The sequence below is a fragment of the Brevibacterium limosum genome (genome assembly GCF_011617705.1).
Classification (GTDB): domain Bacteria; phylum Actinomycetota; class Actinomycetes; order Actinomycetales; family Brevibacteriaceae; genus Brevibacterium; species Brevibacterium limosum.
Window position 1 is genome coordinate 3,618,190 of sequence record NZ_CP050154.1, and the last position, 16,924, is coordinate 3,635,113.

Annotated in this window: 9 protein-coding genes; 1 reads left to right on the forward strand and 8 read right to left on the reverse strand. The window is 57.6% G+C overall.

Features of this window, described 5'->3' with window-relative positions; genetic code table 11:
• Positions 1-75 precede the first annotated feature (75 nt).
• Positions 76-3,759, forward strand: a complete 3,684-nt coding sequence (locus GUY37_RS16325) for a bifunctional glycosyltransferase/CDP-glycerol:glycerophosphate glycerophosphotransferase (protein WP_166827753.1) — start codon at positions 76-78, stop codon at positions 3,757-3,759.
• A gap of 371 nt (positions 3,760-4,130) precedes the next feature.
• Here the strand turns inward: GUY37_RS16325 and GUY37_RS16330 are convergent, their stop codons facing one another.
• The 8 genes from GUY37_RS16330 to GUY37_RS16365 are packed head-to-tail and all read right to left on the reverse strand — an operon-like array spanning position 4,131 to position 16,725.
• Positions 4,131-7,625, reverse strand: a complete 3,495-nt coding sequence (locus GUY37_RS16330; protein WP_166827755.1) for a bifunctional glycosyltransferase/CDP-glycerol:glycerophosphate glycerophosphotransferase — start codon at positions 7,623-7,625, stop codon at positions 4,131-4,133.
• Positions 7,622-8,503: a DUF6270 domain-containing protein gene (locus GUY37_RS16335; protein WP_166827757.1), complete on the reverse strand. Its 882-nt coding sequence runs from the start codon at positions 8,501-8,503 to the stop codon at positions 7,622-7,624. Before GUY37_RS16335 ends, GUY37_RS16330 begins: the two co-directional genes overlap by 4 nt.
• Positions 8,500-9,807 (reverse strand): ABC transporter ATP-binding protein, encoded by a 1,308-nt coding sequence (locus GUY37_RS16340; protein WP_166827759.1) that lies wholly within the window; start codon positions 9,805-9,807, stop codon positions 8,500-8,502. Before GUY37_RS16340 ends, GUY37_RS16335 begins: the two co-directional genes overlap by 4 nt.
• Positions 9,794-10,675 carry an ABC transporter permease gene (locus GUY37_RS16345; protein WP_166827762.1) on the reverse strand — a complete coding sequence of 294 codons (882 nt, stop codon included), beginning with the start codon at positions 10,673-10,675 and terminating at the stop codon, positions 9,794-9,796. The genes GUY37_RS16340 and GUY37_RS16345 overlap by 14 nt, the downstream gene beginning before the upstream one ends.
• Entirely contained in the window at positions 10,672-12,414 is a 1,743-nt protein-coding gene (locus tag GUY37_RS16350; RefSeq protein ID WP_166827765.1) for a glycosyltransferase family 4 protein, read from the reverse strand. The genes GUY37_RS16345 and GUY37_RS16350 overlap by 4 nt, the downstream gene beginning before the upstream one ends.
• Positions 12,411-13,772: a glycosyltransferase family 4 protein gene (locus tag GUY37_RS16355; RefSeq protein ID WP_166827770.1), complete on the reverse strand. Its 1,362-nt coding sequence runs from the start codon at positions 13,770-13,772 to the stop codon at positions 12,411-12,413. The genes GUY37_RS16350 and GUY37_RS16355 overlap by 4 nt, the downstream gene beginning before the upstream one ends.
• Positions 13,769-14,806, reverse strand: a complete 1,038-nt coding sequence (locus GUY37_RS16360) for an MraY family glycosyltransferase (protein ID WP_166827773.1) — start codon at positions 14,804-14,806, stop codon at positions 13,769-13,771. Before GUY37_RS16360 ends, GUY37_RS16355 begins: the two co-directional genes overlap by 4 nt.
• Positions 14,806-16,725 (reverse strand): polysaccharide biosynthesis protein, encoded by a 1,920-nt coding sequence (locus GUY37_RS16365; RefSeq protein WP_166827775.1) that lies wholly within the window; start codon positions 16,723-16,725, stop codon positions 14,806-14,808. Before GUY37_RS16365 ends, GUY37_RS16360 begins: the two co-directional genes overlap by 1 nt.
• Positions 16,726-16,924 lie beyond the last annotated feature (199 nt).

The window sequence follows — 16,924 nt, forward strand, 5'->3', positions numbered from 1 at the left end:
CTGTTAGAATTGTACAATTGCGAAGGATTTGTAGGGTCCCGCTGTAGTCGCGTTGCTCAGGAGAAGTGTTCACATATGACTTACAAAACTGATATTGCCAGGGCTATGCGTCGAGTAGGTCTTTCACGACTAGTTGACTCCTCTGTCCTCAGGCGTGCAACTGGAGTTACTATTCCCGCCACTAGGCAACCATCAGATGAGGATCAGTCGGCCACACCTTCCAATCTGGGGATTAACGGCCCCAAACTTTCAGTAATTGTCCCAACTTACAATGTCGAAGAATATCTTGCGAATTGCTTAGACTCGATCCTCGGTCAGTCCTATACTAACCTTGATGTGATCGTCGTCAATGATGGGTCGACTGATCAATCAGGCGCCATCGCCGATAGTTTTGCGCGTAAACATAAGCGATTGCGGGTGATACACAAACGCAATGCAGGTCTTGGAGCTGCCCGAAATACCGGTCTAGATTATAGTGACAGTGAATACGTCACTTTTGTTGACTCGGACGACACACTTCCACCGGACGCTTATCAGACTGCGATGACCTCGTTGCTCAACACCAATTCAGATGTATCAATTGGGTCAGTAGAACGGTTCGACAGTCGAAACAAGTGGCTACCGTTCTGGGTCAAACTGGCTCACGACGAATACCGGCCCGCGATTCACGGACTCGATTTTCCTCCGATAATGTGGGATGTTTTCGCCTGGAATAAAATATACAAGAGAGACACTTGGGATCAGCTGGTTGGACGTTTTCCCGAGGGCACTCTATATGAGGATCAGGAATGCACCGCGAAACTGTTCGTTGGCGGCGCAAAGATTGATGTACTGGAATCAGTCGTTTATCGGTGGCGACTCAGAGACGACAATTCATCCATTACTCAACAGAAGACAAATATTAACGATCTAAGTCAGAGACTGGACGTTATGGATTCAGTTGAATCCATCATCAGCGGCACGAGCGACGAATATGTCGATTACTGGTACTCAAAGACTCTCGGCGAAGACCTCTACTACTACCTTCGAGAAATTCCGCGTGCAGACGACGATTTTTTCGACCTTCTGTCCAACCGCACGCGTTCTCTATGGGAAAACGCGTCTGACGACGCAATTGCAGGCATTCCACCAACGCGCAAAGCACTTTGCTATTATGTTGCCAACAAAACCAAGGACGAGGTAACGCGTTTGCTCGTCCAGTTCGAAAGAACTAAAGAGGATTATGATATCCAATATAACGACGGTGAACTGACCTTTACTATTCCGGATGAATTTGGTCATTCATTTGCTCTCCCCGATGTTCTTACGAGGGTCATACCGGACCACATAACTGCAGACGCGAAGATCGACTTTTTTGATCCACGTTCTAATGGCGATGTCGTTTTCGAAGGCTTCGCGAAGTTGAATTGCGTTGGATTCGCTACCGGTTTCTCAGCTGATTTATACGATTCGCACACGGATCAGGTTGTCGCTACGCTAGAAATCGAGCAGAAGACTCGACAAGCTGATTATCGCATCAGTGACACGTTGCACAGTTACAAAGATGCCGGATTCGATCTGACTATTCCCCATTATGTGATTGACCAGATTGCGAGTGTCTCAAATGCGACGCAGAGCGCTCGGCTGACGCTCCGAATCCATGTACATCTTGGTGAGCACACTTGGACCGTAATAGATGTCAAGCGCGATATAAATTCGTTCGCGGGATATCCGCATGCTACCGAGTTCACTAGTAGGAACCATCGTTTAGCAATACAAGGTGATCCTCGAGTACGGACTGATCTCTTAGTGATCAGCCCCAAACTGGTCGCATCCCATATCGAAATCGTGAATGGCGAACTAGAGGTTACGCTCGACTCCAGTGCAATCCAGGCGGCATTCGGCACCGACAAATCTATCGACGCATACCTGCTCGTTCAGTCCAACGATGTCGAGTTGGGCAGGAGCTATTTCAACTTCACCCATGAGCTTGCCATCGCTCGTATTCCGCTTCCCGATCTATCACTAAATCGTGCGTTGTGCATTGATCGGCACGATCTTTACGTGGGATCACCAAACGGCATGCGAACCGCTATTGCAGTATCGCAGGGGCAGGCAACTAGGAACAGAAATGCTGATCTCCAGATCGGGATGTCCGGATTCGGTTACGCAACTCTCGATCAGCCGATCCAGTCAGCGTCAGTTCACGCAGTGGAAGTCGATGATAGGTCCGCTACCTTGACGGTCACTGGAAGCTTCACGCTTAGCCCCAGGGCAGCAAGAAGCGTCACACCAACATTGGCTCTGGTCGGTAGCGGCCGCAACATCTATCCGGCTCAGCTCAGCATCAACTCACAAACGCGTGAGTACTCTGCCGTGTTCTCGCTAACTGGATTCGTCGCACCCACAGGGAACCGACTCGAGTCCGCATCGCATTACATTCTCCAATTGTTGCTTGCCAGCGGCAAGACCCATCCTGCCTCTTCGTGGGTTACGACGAATGTGGATTTGGAACGTTCACTGCCTATGCGATCCAAGTGCGGAGATCATCTGCTCACTGTCGACCCTGTAGGAAACAGTCGGTCACTACGAGTTCAGATCTCGGCACCATTGAGTCCAACCACTGAACTCGGGCGATGGAATGAGAGTCGCAATACTCGCACGTTCATATCTCCGACAAGAACGATTTCCCCGAATACGGTACTGTTCGAAAGTTTCGCCGGTCACTCAATCGGCGATTCTCCGCTCGCGTTGAACAACGAGATCGCTCGCCGGTTCCCAAGTGCGACTCGCTATTGGACAGTGCGCAGCTCGAAGTCGTATGTCCCGGCGGGTGCGACACCAGTGATCTACGGAAGCATCGACTGGTTTGACGCGGTCGCCAGCTCTGCAGTTCTGATCAATAACAACAACTTTCCGTACTATTTTTCCAAGCACAGAGAACAAATCTACTTGCAAACTTGGCATGGCACACCACTTAAAAGAATCGGCAACGACGTGCCAGCTTCAAACCTGTCTTTAAGCTACCGTGCACTCATGAAGGATGAGGCTGAGAAGCATTGGAGCTTTTTGCTGGCTCAGTCTCCATGGGCAGCTGATACATTAAGCAACGCATTCGGCTATTCAGGCGATATCATTGTCGAAGGCTACCCCAGAAATGATGTATTAGTCGATTCCAGCTATGCGGCAGCGCGCAGGAATGAAGTACGTAAGAGACTAGGAATTTCGAATACCCAGACTGCCATTCTTTACGCACCGACCTGGCGTGATAATTTGAAGGACCGTTCCGGTCACTACAGCATGGTGGATTTCCTCGACGTCAATAAGTCGTCTCAAGAGCTCGGTAAATCAAGCAAGATTCTCTATCGAGGTCACTCGAACTCGATTTACAGCAAGAGGGATCATTTTTCCGAACGCGTTATTGATGTTTCACTCTATTCGGACATCAATGATCTGATCCTTGCTTCTGATGCTTTGATCACCGACTATTCCTCAATAATGTTTGATTATGTTGTCACAGGAAAGCCTATTGCCTTCCTATGCCCTGACCTCGACTCCTATCAGGAGAAAGTGCGCGGATTCTATTTTGATTTCGAAAGCATGGCCCCAGGAGAGATTCTTCGATCCCGAAAGGATGCTATCGAGCTGTTGAGGAGTTCGAGCATGTTCACCTCCCAATCTACTGAACGTTATGTCGCGTTCGCTCAGAAGTTTGCGAGCCTAGACGATGGTGCTGCGGCGGAGCGAGTGGTTGGCCAGATTGGGCACTTCTTTAGTTGAAGCGGTTGAAATTCTCGAGCCCGGGAGCGAGTCGGCGGCAATCGCCAGCCAGTCTGTCTGTACGGAAGCGCCTTTCGGTAGCACCTTCCCTACAATGAGGGTACAGATTCCCATGCTTGGATGTCACCGCAATTTTAAGATTCAGCGCCCCTAATTGCTGTAACTTACGCATCGCTTCGTGGCGCGTCTGTTGCCGAATGACAGCTCTCTATATGGGCGGCTGCCACGCAATGAAGAATGAATCTAGTTCGGCAATCCGAAGACAGGGTTAGTTTGGCCTGCGAACACTCCGTCTACGAAAATCAAACTTATAATTCTTTACCCACGAGAAGGGAAATAGCGTTTCATTCTCCGTCGACGCATTTGTAACACTATTGGCGCTTCTCGTATTCGTCAAGCACCCTAAATGAAACTTTCTCCGAGCAGGCATTCTCTGGCGGCAGCTGCACGCGAGTTCCGCGCAGCGAAAGTACATCTACGATTTCTTGGATCAGTTCGTTTTGGTCGACACGATACCGCAATTCGTCATCACTCCCCGAGTACAGGCCACGGTCAGCTCGATACTCGTCTATATCCGGAAAGTAGTGTATTACCGGTCGCCCAAGAGTTGCGAAATCGTAAGTCAACGATGAGATATCAGTAATTAGGACATCACTAAGGATCATCAATTCTTCTACATGCGGGTAGTTTGTTGCATCCACGTAGTTTGATTGACCATTTTGACTCTTTTCAGTCATATGATGAGCTCTTACTATGATCTGCGCGCCGGTTACTTCTGAAACATGGTTTAGGTCTAATTGCTCGTCCCAGTCGGCATTACCACCTGCACGGTCCGCGTTTCGCCACGTTGGTGCATAGAGAATTGTTGGCCTATTCTCGTCTAGTCCTAACTCCGTTCGAAGAAGTTCAATTCGTTGCTCGCTAGTTGAGTACATGCGAAGATTCCGTGGGTATTCAGTAAGGCTGACCTCTCCCGAATAGCCAAGGCCGGATCTCAAAAGCGTTGCAGCTTGTGGAGTTTGTGCTATCAAATGGTCCCAGTTTGCGACTTCGCTCACCATCAGCCGACGATAGGTCAATGGCACTTTGCGTCGGGAGATGTCCCATAGGAGCCGTTTAATAGGGGTCCCGTGCCACGTCTGTAAGTAGAACTGTCCGTTCGTTTTACGTATGTAATAAGGGAAGTTGTTGTTGTTAATCCAGACTCGACTTGCAGCAAGCGCACGATGCCATTTTGTTGTGCCTTCGACAACGGGGATTCCTCCAGTAGGCACATCGACCCTTCGATCTCGTACTGACCAATAGAGCGGTATATCGCTTCGTTTGGCTCTGATAGCTTCAAAAATCGCCCTGGGATTGTCGTTGGCCGACTTCCCGTTATACGACTCGAATACTATTCCGTCAGTGAGCGGTCCCCAGCTTTTCTCGCGGAGCCTGAAGCGTCCGTACTTGGTCCGCTCCTGAGCAGACCAAGGCGGTGAGGCCGTGACAGAAACGGCGCCCGAGTCTCGTCCTTCGACCCGGAGCGTGTTCCATTCGGTAAAGCAATCCACTGGTCGGATGGCCAACTTGCCGGCAGCCCTAGCCCAACTGTCGGTGCGGTTCGTAGTTTCTCCGTACTTCAGGTGATAGCCGCCTGCCAATGCCGCGACCTTGCCTCCTTCTGCCCCGGTAGTCGTCAAGTCATACACAGCGGTGAAGCTGCCATCAGCATGCTGCGCAGACTCATCAGGCTCAATCGTCTGCTCGGAGGATTTAAGCACCACCTTGAGCTTCTCCGGAGGGTCAATCCGACCGATAATCAGCAGTCGATCCCGGTCGTTTGTCGCACCCGTTACAGTCACTCGCCGGAACCGCTGCGCCAGTCTCACCATGCCAGCAGAATTCGCCGCAAGACGCACACACGAAGTGCCGGGCACAAGATAATCGACGGATGCGTGGTACACATCGACGTCATCTCCTTCGGTGGTCCTAGCCAACAGCTTCCACTGCCGTTCCCCATGGGTTCGGAACCGCTGGGGAAGTTCAGGCAGTGTGGTCGAATAGATGGAAGGCCCGATTGATTCTAGTTCGACTTTGCGGCCCGCAGTGTGCAGTGCTAAGCCACGTACATTCGCAGAAGCGTCGAGGGTCACCGTCACATCCCGCCCACGGAAGTCGACGTTCTTCACGACTACTGGATCAGCCGGCATGGTTACGGGACGAATCGACAATTCGCTCCGACCGTCAGCGACAACCGTCAGGCGTCCTGCATCGCGAATTGGACTAGGTGCAATCATTCCAACTACCGCTGTCGACACAGCCGGGGCCCGGAGTTGCATCCCTTCAATTTCAAAGGAGCCGATCAAGTCGATGCCTCGTGGCGATATGTCTCCCAGACCGGAAACATCAACACAAACCGTGAAACCCCCAGCCTCGTATGTGCGCCAAGGATCACCGACGTCTAAGTCCACTCGATTGTCGTGACGGGTCTCAACAGGAGAGTCCAGAACAGTCGCCCCATCCATAACGCCCTGCATACGGAATGTGGCCTGCTCTGGATCAACCCCGGGGATGTACGCGCACCCCTGGAGCTCGATCTGTTGCTCACTGATCCAACGCGCGTTCCGCACGATGACGACAGGCTTGAAGTCGACAGGCTGTGCTTTCAGCAATCGTTGCGGAACAGCGGTCTTGAGCCGAGACAAGTACGTCGGCGCGACTACCCAGCCGTCGTCGACTAGTTCGAGTGGCACGGATCGAGTCTCTTCCATCCTCGTTCCGAGAACTTCTTCGATATCGTCCAAGGCTCCGGACGCCACAACCCACATGTACAGACGTTCCTGTGCAGGCATGAGCTTCCAGGCGCCTTTCGACATAGACGTTCGAAGACTCTTGGCCGCATCACAGAGAGTCTTTCGGAAACGTTTGTTAGCCGTATCCAGGTACTCGGCATGCATGGCTAAATCAGTGCCCATCCAGATCGCATACGCCTGCTCGACTACGTGGTCGGGCGCGTGGTTCAAGGTGTCTCTGAGCGCATCAATGACTTCGAGCTTCGAGTGCAGATCACTCAATTCGGCTTTGCGTTTGGAACGAGTGGCTCGTCCATCGGCTAGCCTCCACGCATACACGTCGTTTGTGAGCACGTCGATCGCCGCGGCACCGACCAGTGCCCTATAAACAGGCTCTTGGTCTTCGTAGTTGGAGAATCCCCACATCTCTCCGACATGACGGTTCCAGAAGTCGTGTCTGTAGACTTTGTTCCACAGGACAGGCTCCTCCAGCAGTTCCGGCATGTCGTCCAACCGAACTGCTAATCGCTGACGAGCATGTACTCGCGCGGTCAGCTTCGGTCTGGACCGACCGGTCGAGCCGATACGAACATACGCCCCGGTGGCAATGTCAGAGTCGGTTCGTTCAAGCGAATCAACCAGCGTCGAGTATGCGTCGGCCAGCACCTCGTCATCTGCGTCGGCAAAGGTGATGTACTTGCCGCGGGCTGCATCGACTCCACGGTTCCGTGCACGCGCCGGGCCTTCATTGGGTCCTGTGAGGATTGATACCGGCGTAACACCATCAAAATGCTGGTTGGCCTTTTCAACAGTGTCATCGGTCGAACCGTCGTCGACGACGATGACTTCCAATGACACACCACGCTGGTTGAGTATGCTCCTCAAGCATCGGTCGATGAAGTCGCTCGCATTGAATGCAGGCACGATAACGCTCAAAGTCGGAGTGTCCGTGCCATTCTCATCGGGAGATCCAACGGTCGATGTTCTGGTCGAAGTGAGTTCCGATTCGCGCTTACGCCGGAATATTTTGAACCCTTCGACTCCGCCATGCCGCAGATGCCACAGTGCTTTTCGCCACTGCTGTCCGCTCACATGGCCTCACCACCGTTCTTCTTCACCTGCCGACGGATGCTGTCGACGATCGACTGATAATCAGCACGCCGATAGTGGAACGGTTGAGGTCCCCACTTATGGTCTCTGTCGATTCGGACCTCGCGGCTCTCTCTCACCACTGACGACGCTGCCAGCGATCGTGCCTCTTTACGATACCGGATGTAGTCACTATTGGCTGAATGAGCGCGGTCGGCATATTCCTCTGCTTCAGTCGGTTTCACGTTGCGCATGCTCTGCCATGCTTCGGCGAGGCCGCGGCCCCTCGAGAGCTCCCTGCCCGCCTCACGCGAACCACGCTGGAAGCGCCTCCACCGGCGGCCGAGGCTAGCAAAGCTGTCGTTCTGCGGGTGCTGGGCTCCGTCGACAGCTCCGGCCCATTCGATGTCGAGGAGGATCGTCTTCTCCCATAGCCCTGCGGCTTTGAGTCCCTGAATGAGCGTCGCGAAGCCTGCACTCCACTGGGTGAAGTGCTCATCGGTGCCGAACTCGATCAATCGAGCCCCTTCTCGACGTGCCCCGCGAGCGGCACCGCAGGATTCCACCTCAATCGAGTTTGTCATGGTCGTACCGTCGGGGAACTTCCAGAATCCTCGTCGTTCATCGACAAGGTCGAGCAGGACGACATCCAGATCGCCTGCGTTCTTGACGATCCTCTCAATGCCGCTCCCTTTGAGGTCGCCGGTGACCATTCGCTTCTGGAAAGCGGAGGTCAGATCGCTGAGATCGATTCCAGCTGTCCCATGCGGAGACTCCAGGCTCGTCACCGAGTGCCTGGCCACGTAGGCCACGACCTCGGCTTCAGGCATGAACTCCGCCGTATCGCGGCTCACGCAGGAACCGAAGATTGCGATCTTCATCGGCCCGAATCCTGGTGCACGACAGGTGCTTCGTCTTCCTGCCGCAAACGTTGCCGCTCCTCGTAGCGTTCATCGGCGATCTGGCGTGCGCGGGAGGCAAGCCTGCGGCCGGTGAAATCTCCAGCAGCAGCTACAGACGACGCGCGGTCGTTCGGATTCGCGGCCCGCAGAACGACCCGCTTCTTACTGGGGTTCAGCCGCAACGGCGGGGCATCAGTGATCCGTGGTGCACTTACTGCCTGAGAAGCCGGTTTAGGCAGAGCCGGGAATTTGGCTTTCGGCATCTCAGCGTCGAAGGACTGAGGCCAGACCTGTTCCTCGGCGGCAGCCAACATCGGAGTCGGAGTCTCTTCGACTTCATCGACCGTATCCTGTCGCTTCACATGGCGTGCCGGAGCGGACTTCTTCTTGGACGGGCGCGCTGCGTGCCGCGGGATGGGGTTCTTGATGAGTTCGGGTTCGAGGATATTGATCTCCTCCTTGACCGCGTTGCCCACCACATCGGCGAGGAGCTTGTCGGCGATATCTTCCTTGCCCTTTGCCACATTCCACGCCCACCACCGGTATTTCTCTGCAACAGCCTCTGCCGGGCCGTTCATGAGGATCTCGCCTCGGTGCATCCACACTGCGCGGGTGCACAGCTCCTGAATCACCTTGGCGGCGTGGTTGACTAGCAGAACCGTTCCTGCTTCGGCGAGAAGCTCATCCATCGCACGTTCACTGCGCTCAGCGAAGGTCGCGTCACCTGTCGAAAGGGCTTCGTCGATGAGCAGAATCTTCGGGCGTGCGGCCAAGGCGATGGCAAATCGGAGTCTGGCGCCCATACCCGAGGAATAGGTTCCCATCGGCCGGTGAATCGCCGAGCCCAATGCCGAAAGCTCAACGACATAGTCGAAGGCTTCGGCGGCCTCATCTGGAGACAATCCCATCGCCAGACATCCGAGGCGGACGTTCTCACTTCCCGACAGCGCTGGCTGCAGGGCAGCGCTGACACCGAGCAGAAGCGGCTGGTAACGGACGAGAATGCGGCCTCGATCCGGTTGCTCGACCCCAGCGACATTGCGCAGGAAGGTAGATTTTCCGGAACCGTTCGCTCCGACGATTCCCACCATCTCGCCTTCGCGGGCGACGAAATTGACTCCACGCAGCGCTCGCACCGTGGTCTGACCTTGCCGCCCGACGGCCTTGTTCGTCAGCCGTCGTATTCCTGTCGCTTTGTTGCCTGGATCGTTGGTGTTGACGGTGTACCGGACTTGGACGTTCTCCGCGATGATAGTGGGGTCCTGGACCTCAGAGTCGGCCATAGTTCTCCTCCCCTCTCCAGAAGAACAGGAATCCAACGATGAGAAGGCCGAAGGCCCAGACAGTCCCGACGATCCACATCTTCGGATCCGAATCGACTCCGTAGAGCAGCGAGTTGCGCACCAGCGTCAGATAAGCATGCATCGGGTTGTACTGCATTGCTTCCAAGAGTGTCGGATGATTTCCCAAACGGTCTTCGATGGAGAAGAACACTCCCGATCCGTAGAGCCAGAATCGGCTGACAATCGACATGAAGTTCGTCAAGTCTGGGATCTTGTGACCAAGTCGCGCAAGGAAACACGCGAGTCCGACGTTGAAGAACGTCTGCAGAATAATGACGGGGATGACAAGGATGACACGCCAAGTGATGACTTCAAGCGGCGGCACGACCGCCAGCACAATGACCATGACGAGCAAAGTCGGCATGAAGTCAAGGAAATTGCGGACCACGGTGGAGATCGGTAGCGCAGCGCGTGGGAATTGGAAGCCCTTGATCATGGACGCACCGGAACGGATCGCTCCGGTTCCGCCGGTCATACATTTGCCGGTGTACCCGAAGAAGAAGACGCCGACGACAAGGAACCCGAGGAAGTTGTGGATACCTCGCGAGGTCCCCAGGATGTAACCGAAGATGAACCAGAACGCGAGCACCGACAGCAGCGGATTGAGGAACAGCCAGCCGTAGCCGAGGATGTTCTTCCGCGTCGAGCTCGACATCTTGGCTCGGGACTCGGCGATGATGAAATGCCGGCGGTTCCATAGCGCGGCGAGGTAGCTGCTCAGGCTCGTCCGCCGACCGACGGGCACGAGGCCTTCACTCGACACGGACGGGATCGAACTGAGCCCGAGGGGGTTCGTCGTCTCACTCATCGCACATCACTCCCCACGAGTTGAGAATAGACCTGCCCATATCGTCGTCCGATTTCCTTCCACCTGCGTGTTGCAAGAACATGTGCTCGTCCATTGTCCCCGAATCTTGCCCGTGCCGTGTCATCGGAGGCGAGCTCGGACAGCAGTTCCGCGAGTTTCTGCGGGCTCTCCGGCGGAGTCGCCAAGCCGGCACTGTCCGGAACCAGTTCACGCAGTGCCGGCAGGTCGGAGATGACAACTGGTCGTGCTAGACCCATCGCTTCGATCGGTTTGATCGGAGTGACCAGACGACAGACCGGTTCGTCCTTGCGCGGCACGACGATGGCGTCGAGCGCGAGTTGGTACTCAATTGCCTGAGCTTGGGAGACCCGACCGGTGAAGACTGCGTTCTCTCCCAGGACCGCGGCACGTTCCCGCAGTTCTGGCAGGGCGACGCCGTCGCCGGCGATGAGGAGACGCAGGTCCGTGCCTTTGTTCCGGGCCAGGATTACGGCGTCGACGAGGTCGTCGAGGCCTTCATATCCGACGATCGACGCCGCCGTTCCGACCCAGACCCCGTCGTCGGGCAGGCCGAGGCTTCTTCTCACTTCGGCCGGAGTGCGGGTGACATCAGTGTCGACGACGGTTTCTGAGACCGAATTCGGAATGAGTGTGATGGTTTCTGCCGGCACTCCCCCGGCGATCAGGTGCTCACGCATCGTCTCACCCAAGGTGATGACGGCGTCGGCCGCCGACGCGACTTCGATCTCCTTCGACCGCATCATGGCGAAACGCTGGCTCTCCCGACGCGCGATCCGGTCTGCTGGAGTGCTGCCTGCAGCGGCCCACGTCTCCTCGAGAACTCCGCGGACCTCATAAATCCAAGGCAGTCCAATAGCTCTGGCTGCAGCTCCAGTGGCCAGACCGTTGACATAATGCGTAGTGGTGTGGAGGAGGTCGACTTCACGTTTGAGCGCCTGGTCCGCGATCCACGCGGATTGATCCTCGAGTCGCGCAGTCGGTGTGGCGGCTGGGCGGAGCGGTACGTCTCGCAGATAGTCGATACCGTCGACGGTTTCGACCGCGTCGCCGCTGAGTCGGCCGATCGTCACAGGGTAGGAGGGGCGAGTAGCGGCTGCCACCTGGTGCCCATTGTCTTTGAGAGTGGTGAGGATCAGGTGGCTGCGATAGGCATAGCCGGACCGCGTGTGAGGCAGCGAGTTCGTGAGCACGTGCAGAGCCCCGGCATTTTTTCCATCGTCCGTTCGGGCAGCGGGGCGAGCAATGAGATAGGCGTCGGTGTCGGGCCACCATCCGGGCGACATCGACTTGTATTCCGCACGGAGGCGTCTCTTGCGCCTGTTGTCCGGCAACACATGGATCGCCGCGTTGAGGTTGCCTTCGGTCCAAAGGATGCGCGAGCGCAGTGAGGCCGCGGAGTCGAGCGAGCCAGCAATACGCGCGGCCGTGTCGAGCATGCCGAGGTTGAGTGCGATCTCGCCGAGAAGCCGAGTCGGCTGAGTCGTTTCGGCCGCAGCGATGATGACCCTGGCGCGGCTCTCCTCCCCCAGCAGCCATGCCGAGGCGGCTTCCGCCGCGGCACCGGGAACTTTCCCGAGCAGCCGACCGACCGCCTCAGACGCTGGTTTCGGAAGCCTGCGTGCCAACTGCATCGAGAAGAACACCCGGTCGTCGTTGACGTGGACTGCGGTTGTAGAGACCACGTTTGTGATCTGTCGGGCGAGGAAGCGCAGGTTCACGAGACCACCTGCTTGAGCACGCGTTCGTAGGTGTAGCCCATTGCGGCCGCCGAAGCGTGCCGAATCACCCAGTCGCGCGGGTTCTGACCTGCCGGCGGATTCGCCCCGAATTCCTCTCCGGCTTCGACCCGTGCTCGCATGCGCTCCATCGCTGCTGCCACGGAATCGATGTCGCCTGGGATCGCCACCTCTCCTGCCGCGGTGTGCGTGATGATGTAGGCGGCCTCGCCGGCGACGACGCCGAGGACTGGGATTCGTCGGGCCATCAGAGAATAGAGCTTCGACGGCACTGTCCATTCATAGGATTCGAGTGAGCTGAGACTGACGAGCCCGGCGTCTGCCCATTCCCAGTGAGCGGCGAGTTCGGCACCTGAGATCTGGGGATGGAATTCGACCGGCGCCCCATGTGCAGCCGCTACGGCCTTGAGTTCGGCGGTGTCGACCCCGCCGCCGACAATGCGCAGTCGCACGCCGTCGGTGCGAGCCAAAGCACGGATCGAGGTGCTGAGATCCTGAGAACGACCGACTGTGCCTACATACAGTAAGTTGAGCCCACCGTGTTCGGGAGCCGTCCTGCGGCTGCCCTTGTCCTCGACTGCACCGGTCTCTTCGGCGGGAGGGATGAGTGGAATCGCCCCCGTGGCAGTGAGCCCGGAGGCGCCCTCCAGCTCTGCCGGTGAGACTCCGCTGCGGACGACCTCGGCGGTGACCCCACGCTGTTCTAGGCGACGTTTGAAACCCTCCGTCGTGACGACGACGACCGCTGCACGCCGTTGAGCACGAGTGAGCAGGTCCGGCAGGAGGCGATGTTCGAGGCTCTGTGCCAGCTTCCCTGGAAGATATTTCCCAACAGCACCCGTGACCAGGTTCATCTCCGAGATGAGGTCCGGCCACGCATCGCGCACCTCAGCGATATGCGGCACGCGCAACAGTCGCGACAGGGTGTCACCTGCAAGCAGAAACGGCAGCGCCGGAGTCGTGGAGACGATGACGTCGGGGCGCATTCTGCCCCGCAGTCGGTCGATGACTGCCGACACCGCGCCCGTCGCAGACACCGTCTGGTCGAGCAGCTGACGGGCCATGGACGATCCGCTGTGCAGGTATGGCACGCGGAGGATCCGTTCGCCGTCCACACCTGTGTCCCACGTGCCGCCGAGGCGCACGTCGACTCGGCGGCGTCCCCGTCCGACCTTAGATCCGAAGAATCCGTTCCGGTCGGAATACGGATAATGGGGGTGCGGTGCCACCGTGATGACCTCGTGCCCGACAGCTCGCAGGTGGTCGACGAGGATCCGCCACCGTCGCTGCGGTGCTCCGACCTCGGGATAGTAGTAATGGCTGAGCAGAACGATTCTCATGTTGTCACCGCCTCCGTACGGGCACGACGGTTCAACCACACGGGCAGCAACGCGTAGAGGGCGAGCAATCCGACCCAGAACACATGGGCAGGATAGGTTGTTGCCGTATTTCCGCTGATGAGGGTCGGAACGGCCATGATGCAGGCAAGGACACTCAGTGCGGCGTGGAAGAGTGAGACGAAGCTGTGTGGCCAGCCCGCCTGCTGGATCCGCTGGTAGATATGTTCACGATGAGGCAAGAGGATATTCTCTCCTCTGAACAGGCGCAGGACCAAAGTGAGTCCGACATCGAAGAAGACGAAGATCATCGGTGCGATGATGACGACGATCGGTACGCTTTGGACGAACAGCCAGACCGCGAGAGCGAAAACGGCCGCTCCGATTCCATAGCTTCCGGTGTCCCCAAGGAACGCTTTGGCCCGGCCGAGGTTGAACGGGAGGAACCCGACTGCAGCGCCGGCCAGCGCCAGAGCAAGCAGAGCGATATCGTTCTCGCCCACCCAGGAACTGACGAAGGCGAACCATCCTGCGGTGACGATGGTCCACTCGGTGACATAGCCGTTGAGTCCGTCGACGAAGTTCACGGCGTTGACAGTGGTCACTCCGATGACTGCGAAGGCGATGACGTGGGCGATTCCCTGTGTGGAGAACATCGCGATGATCGCGCTGAACAGCAGCGCCAGAATGACCTGCCCGATGAGTCGCCCGGCGGGACGCAGGGAGTCGAGATCGTCGCTCATCCCGATGGCCGAATAGCACCAGGTCAGCACCAGGAAACCGATGGGCAGGAGGGTGCCGCCGAGCCCGAACACCCCGTCTTCGCTGACGCTCCACACCATGGCGAGAATCGTGGCCAAGGTGATCCCGCAGCCGATGGCGATTCCTCCGCCGCGCACGGTCGACAGAGTATGCGACGAGCGATGAGAGGGGACATCGACGACCCCCGCTCGGCGCAGCAGCGGAAAGGCAATGAGGGCACTGATCGCCGTGACCACAGCGGCCACAACGAGGATCACCAGCGGCTGCAGACCCATCAGAGGCCGGCTCCGGTGTCATGCGGATCTGCTGCGTCGGGTTCGGGGAGCCCTGATGTTGTCGGGGCCGGGTCGAAGCCAGCCGTTGCGTCATCGGTGGCCGGGATCTCCTCGGAATCGAGAAGGCCCGTCAGGTGCTCCTCAAGGCTCGGTCGGTGAGTGAAGACCTGAGGGTCACGGGATTCGGCGACCAAGGCTCCGAGCTTCTCCAGGTCGATCGGGATGATCGGCACCTGAGTGATCAGCGGATGATTGGGCCGGCTGTCGACCTCACCCGGCGACAGAAGTGCTTCAGTGAGCTTTTCCCCGGGCCGCAGACCCGTGTAGACGATCTGCACATCGGGGCGGCCCGACAGCGCGATCACACGTTTGGCGAGGTCATCGATGCGGATCGGCTCGCCCATGTCGAGGACCAAGGTCTCACCGGCGCCACCGATCGCCGCCGCCTGCAGAACGAGTTCACACGCTTCATCGGCGGTCATGAAGTACCGAGTGACCTCGGGATCGGTGACCGTGACGGGATCGCCCGCCGCCACCTGAGCCACAAATGTCTCGAGCACGGACCCCCGGGAACCGAGTACGTTGCCGAAACGCACCGACATGTAACGTCGGCCAGTTGCCGCGGCCACGGAGGCGATCGCCCGTTCGATGGAGAACTTCGTTCGCCCCAGCACCGAGGTCGCTCCGGCGGCTTTATCGGTGGAGATGTGGACGAAGGAATCGACGTCATTGGCCACTGCAGCGTTGAGCAGATCGAGGCTCGCACCGACATTCGTGCGCACTGCTTGCTCGGGGAAGCGCTCGAGGAAAGTCAGGTGCTTGAGCGCCGCGGCGTGGAAGATGATGTCGGGCTCCGCCTCGGCGACGAGGGCATCGATGAATGCCGGATCTCGCAGGTCACCGAGGACGAGATCGTCACTGGTCAGCAGTGCTGAACCTTCGAGACCGAGCTCGGTGGCATGCAGTCCGGACTCGTCCCGGTCGGTCATGATGAGGCGGGCCGGGTCGAAACGGGCGACCTGACGACACAGCTGTGATCCGATGGAGCCGCCCGCCCCAGTGACGAGGACGACCTTGCCGGTGATCGCCGAGGCGATGTCGTCGATATTGGTCGAGATCGGCTGACGTCCAATGAGGTCTTCGAGGCTGACATCCCGGAAGCTGCGATGCCGCAGTGCGGCGACATCATGGGCATCCGGCTCGGGACGCGCCAATGCGGAGTCCGACAGCTTCGGCATGATCTTGATCTCGACGGGCCGGGATTCGAGATTCGATGCGATCCGGGAGAGCTCGTCTGGCGGCAGGTCGGCGATGGCGATGATGACGACCCCGGCACCTGTGCGGTCGACATGGGTCGCGATGTCGGCGATCGGTCCGAGCACTCTGGTGCCGTTGTAGCGCAGGTGTCGTTTGGCGGGATCGTCATCGAGGATACCGACGGCGACGTATTCGCTCATCGAATCCTGGGCGATCATGTCGAGAGCGAGCATCCCCTGGTTTCCGGCACCGACGACGAGGGTGGGGCGCGATGCGCCGGAGGCTGTGAGACTGCGCTGCCGCAGGTTGCGACGCACCCAGTTCTCGAGGCTCTTGACGACGACCATGAGCGCACCCGCGGCGATCGGCACACTGGTGGGAATGAGAAGTCTGCTGGCGAAGGCGAATTCGACGACCCACATGATCCCGACGCCCAGGGCGACGGTGCCGACGATCGCAGCGAATTGGTCGGTCGAACCGCGACGGTACCGTCCCCGGTAGATCGCCAGCGGTCCTCCGATGAGGAAGACGACCATGGCGATGGCCGAACAGACGAACATGCCCAGTGCATTGACGAGATGAGTGTGGAAGTCGTAGCGCACAAGCGTCATCGCCACGACGAGGAACGCGAAGACGAGACCATCGATGAGTGACAGCGCCATTGCTCTGCCGTTCCGCCTCATTGGGGTCCGTGAGGGAATGGGCCCTGAATTGCTTCCCACGGTCCTCTTTTCATCATGGTTCCTCGTCCGGCTGCGCCGAGTCATTTGCAACTTTCCGATTGTACTATTGGTTCTAACAGGTTTCATACAGGATTGACTTTGCGGACATTAGGATTTGGGCGCAGCCGGCCTTCTGCGG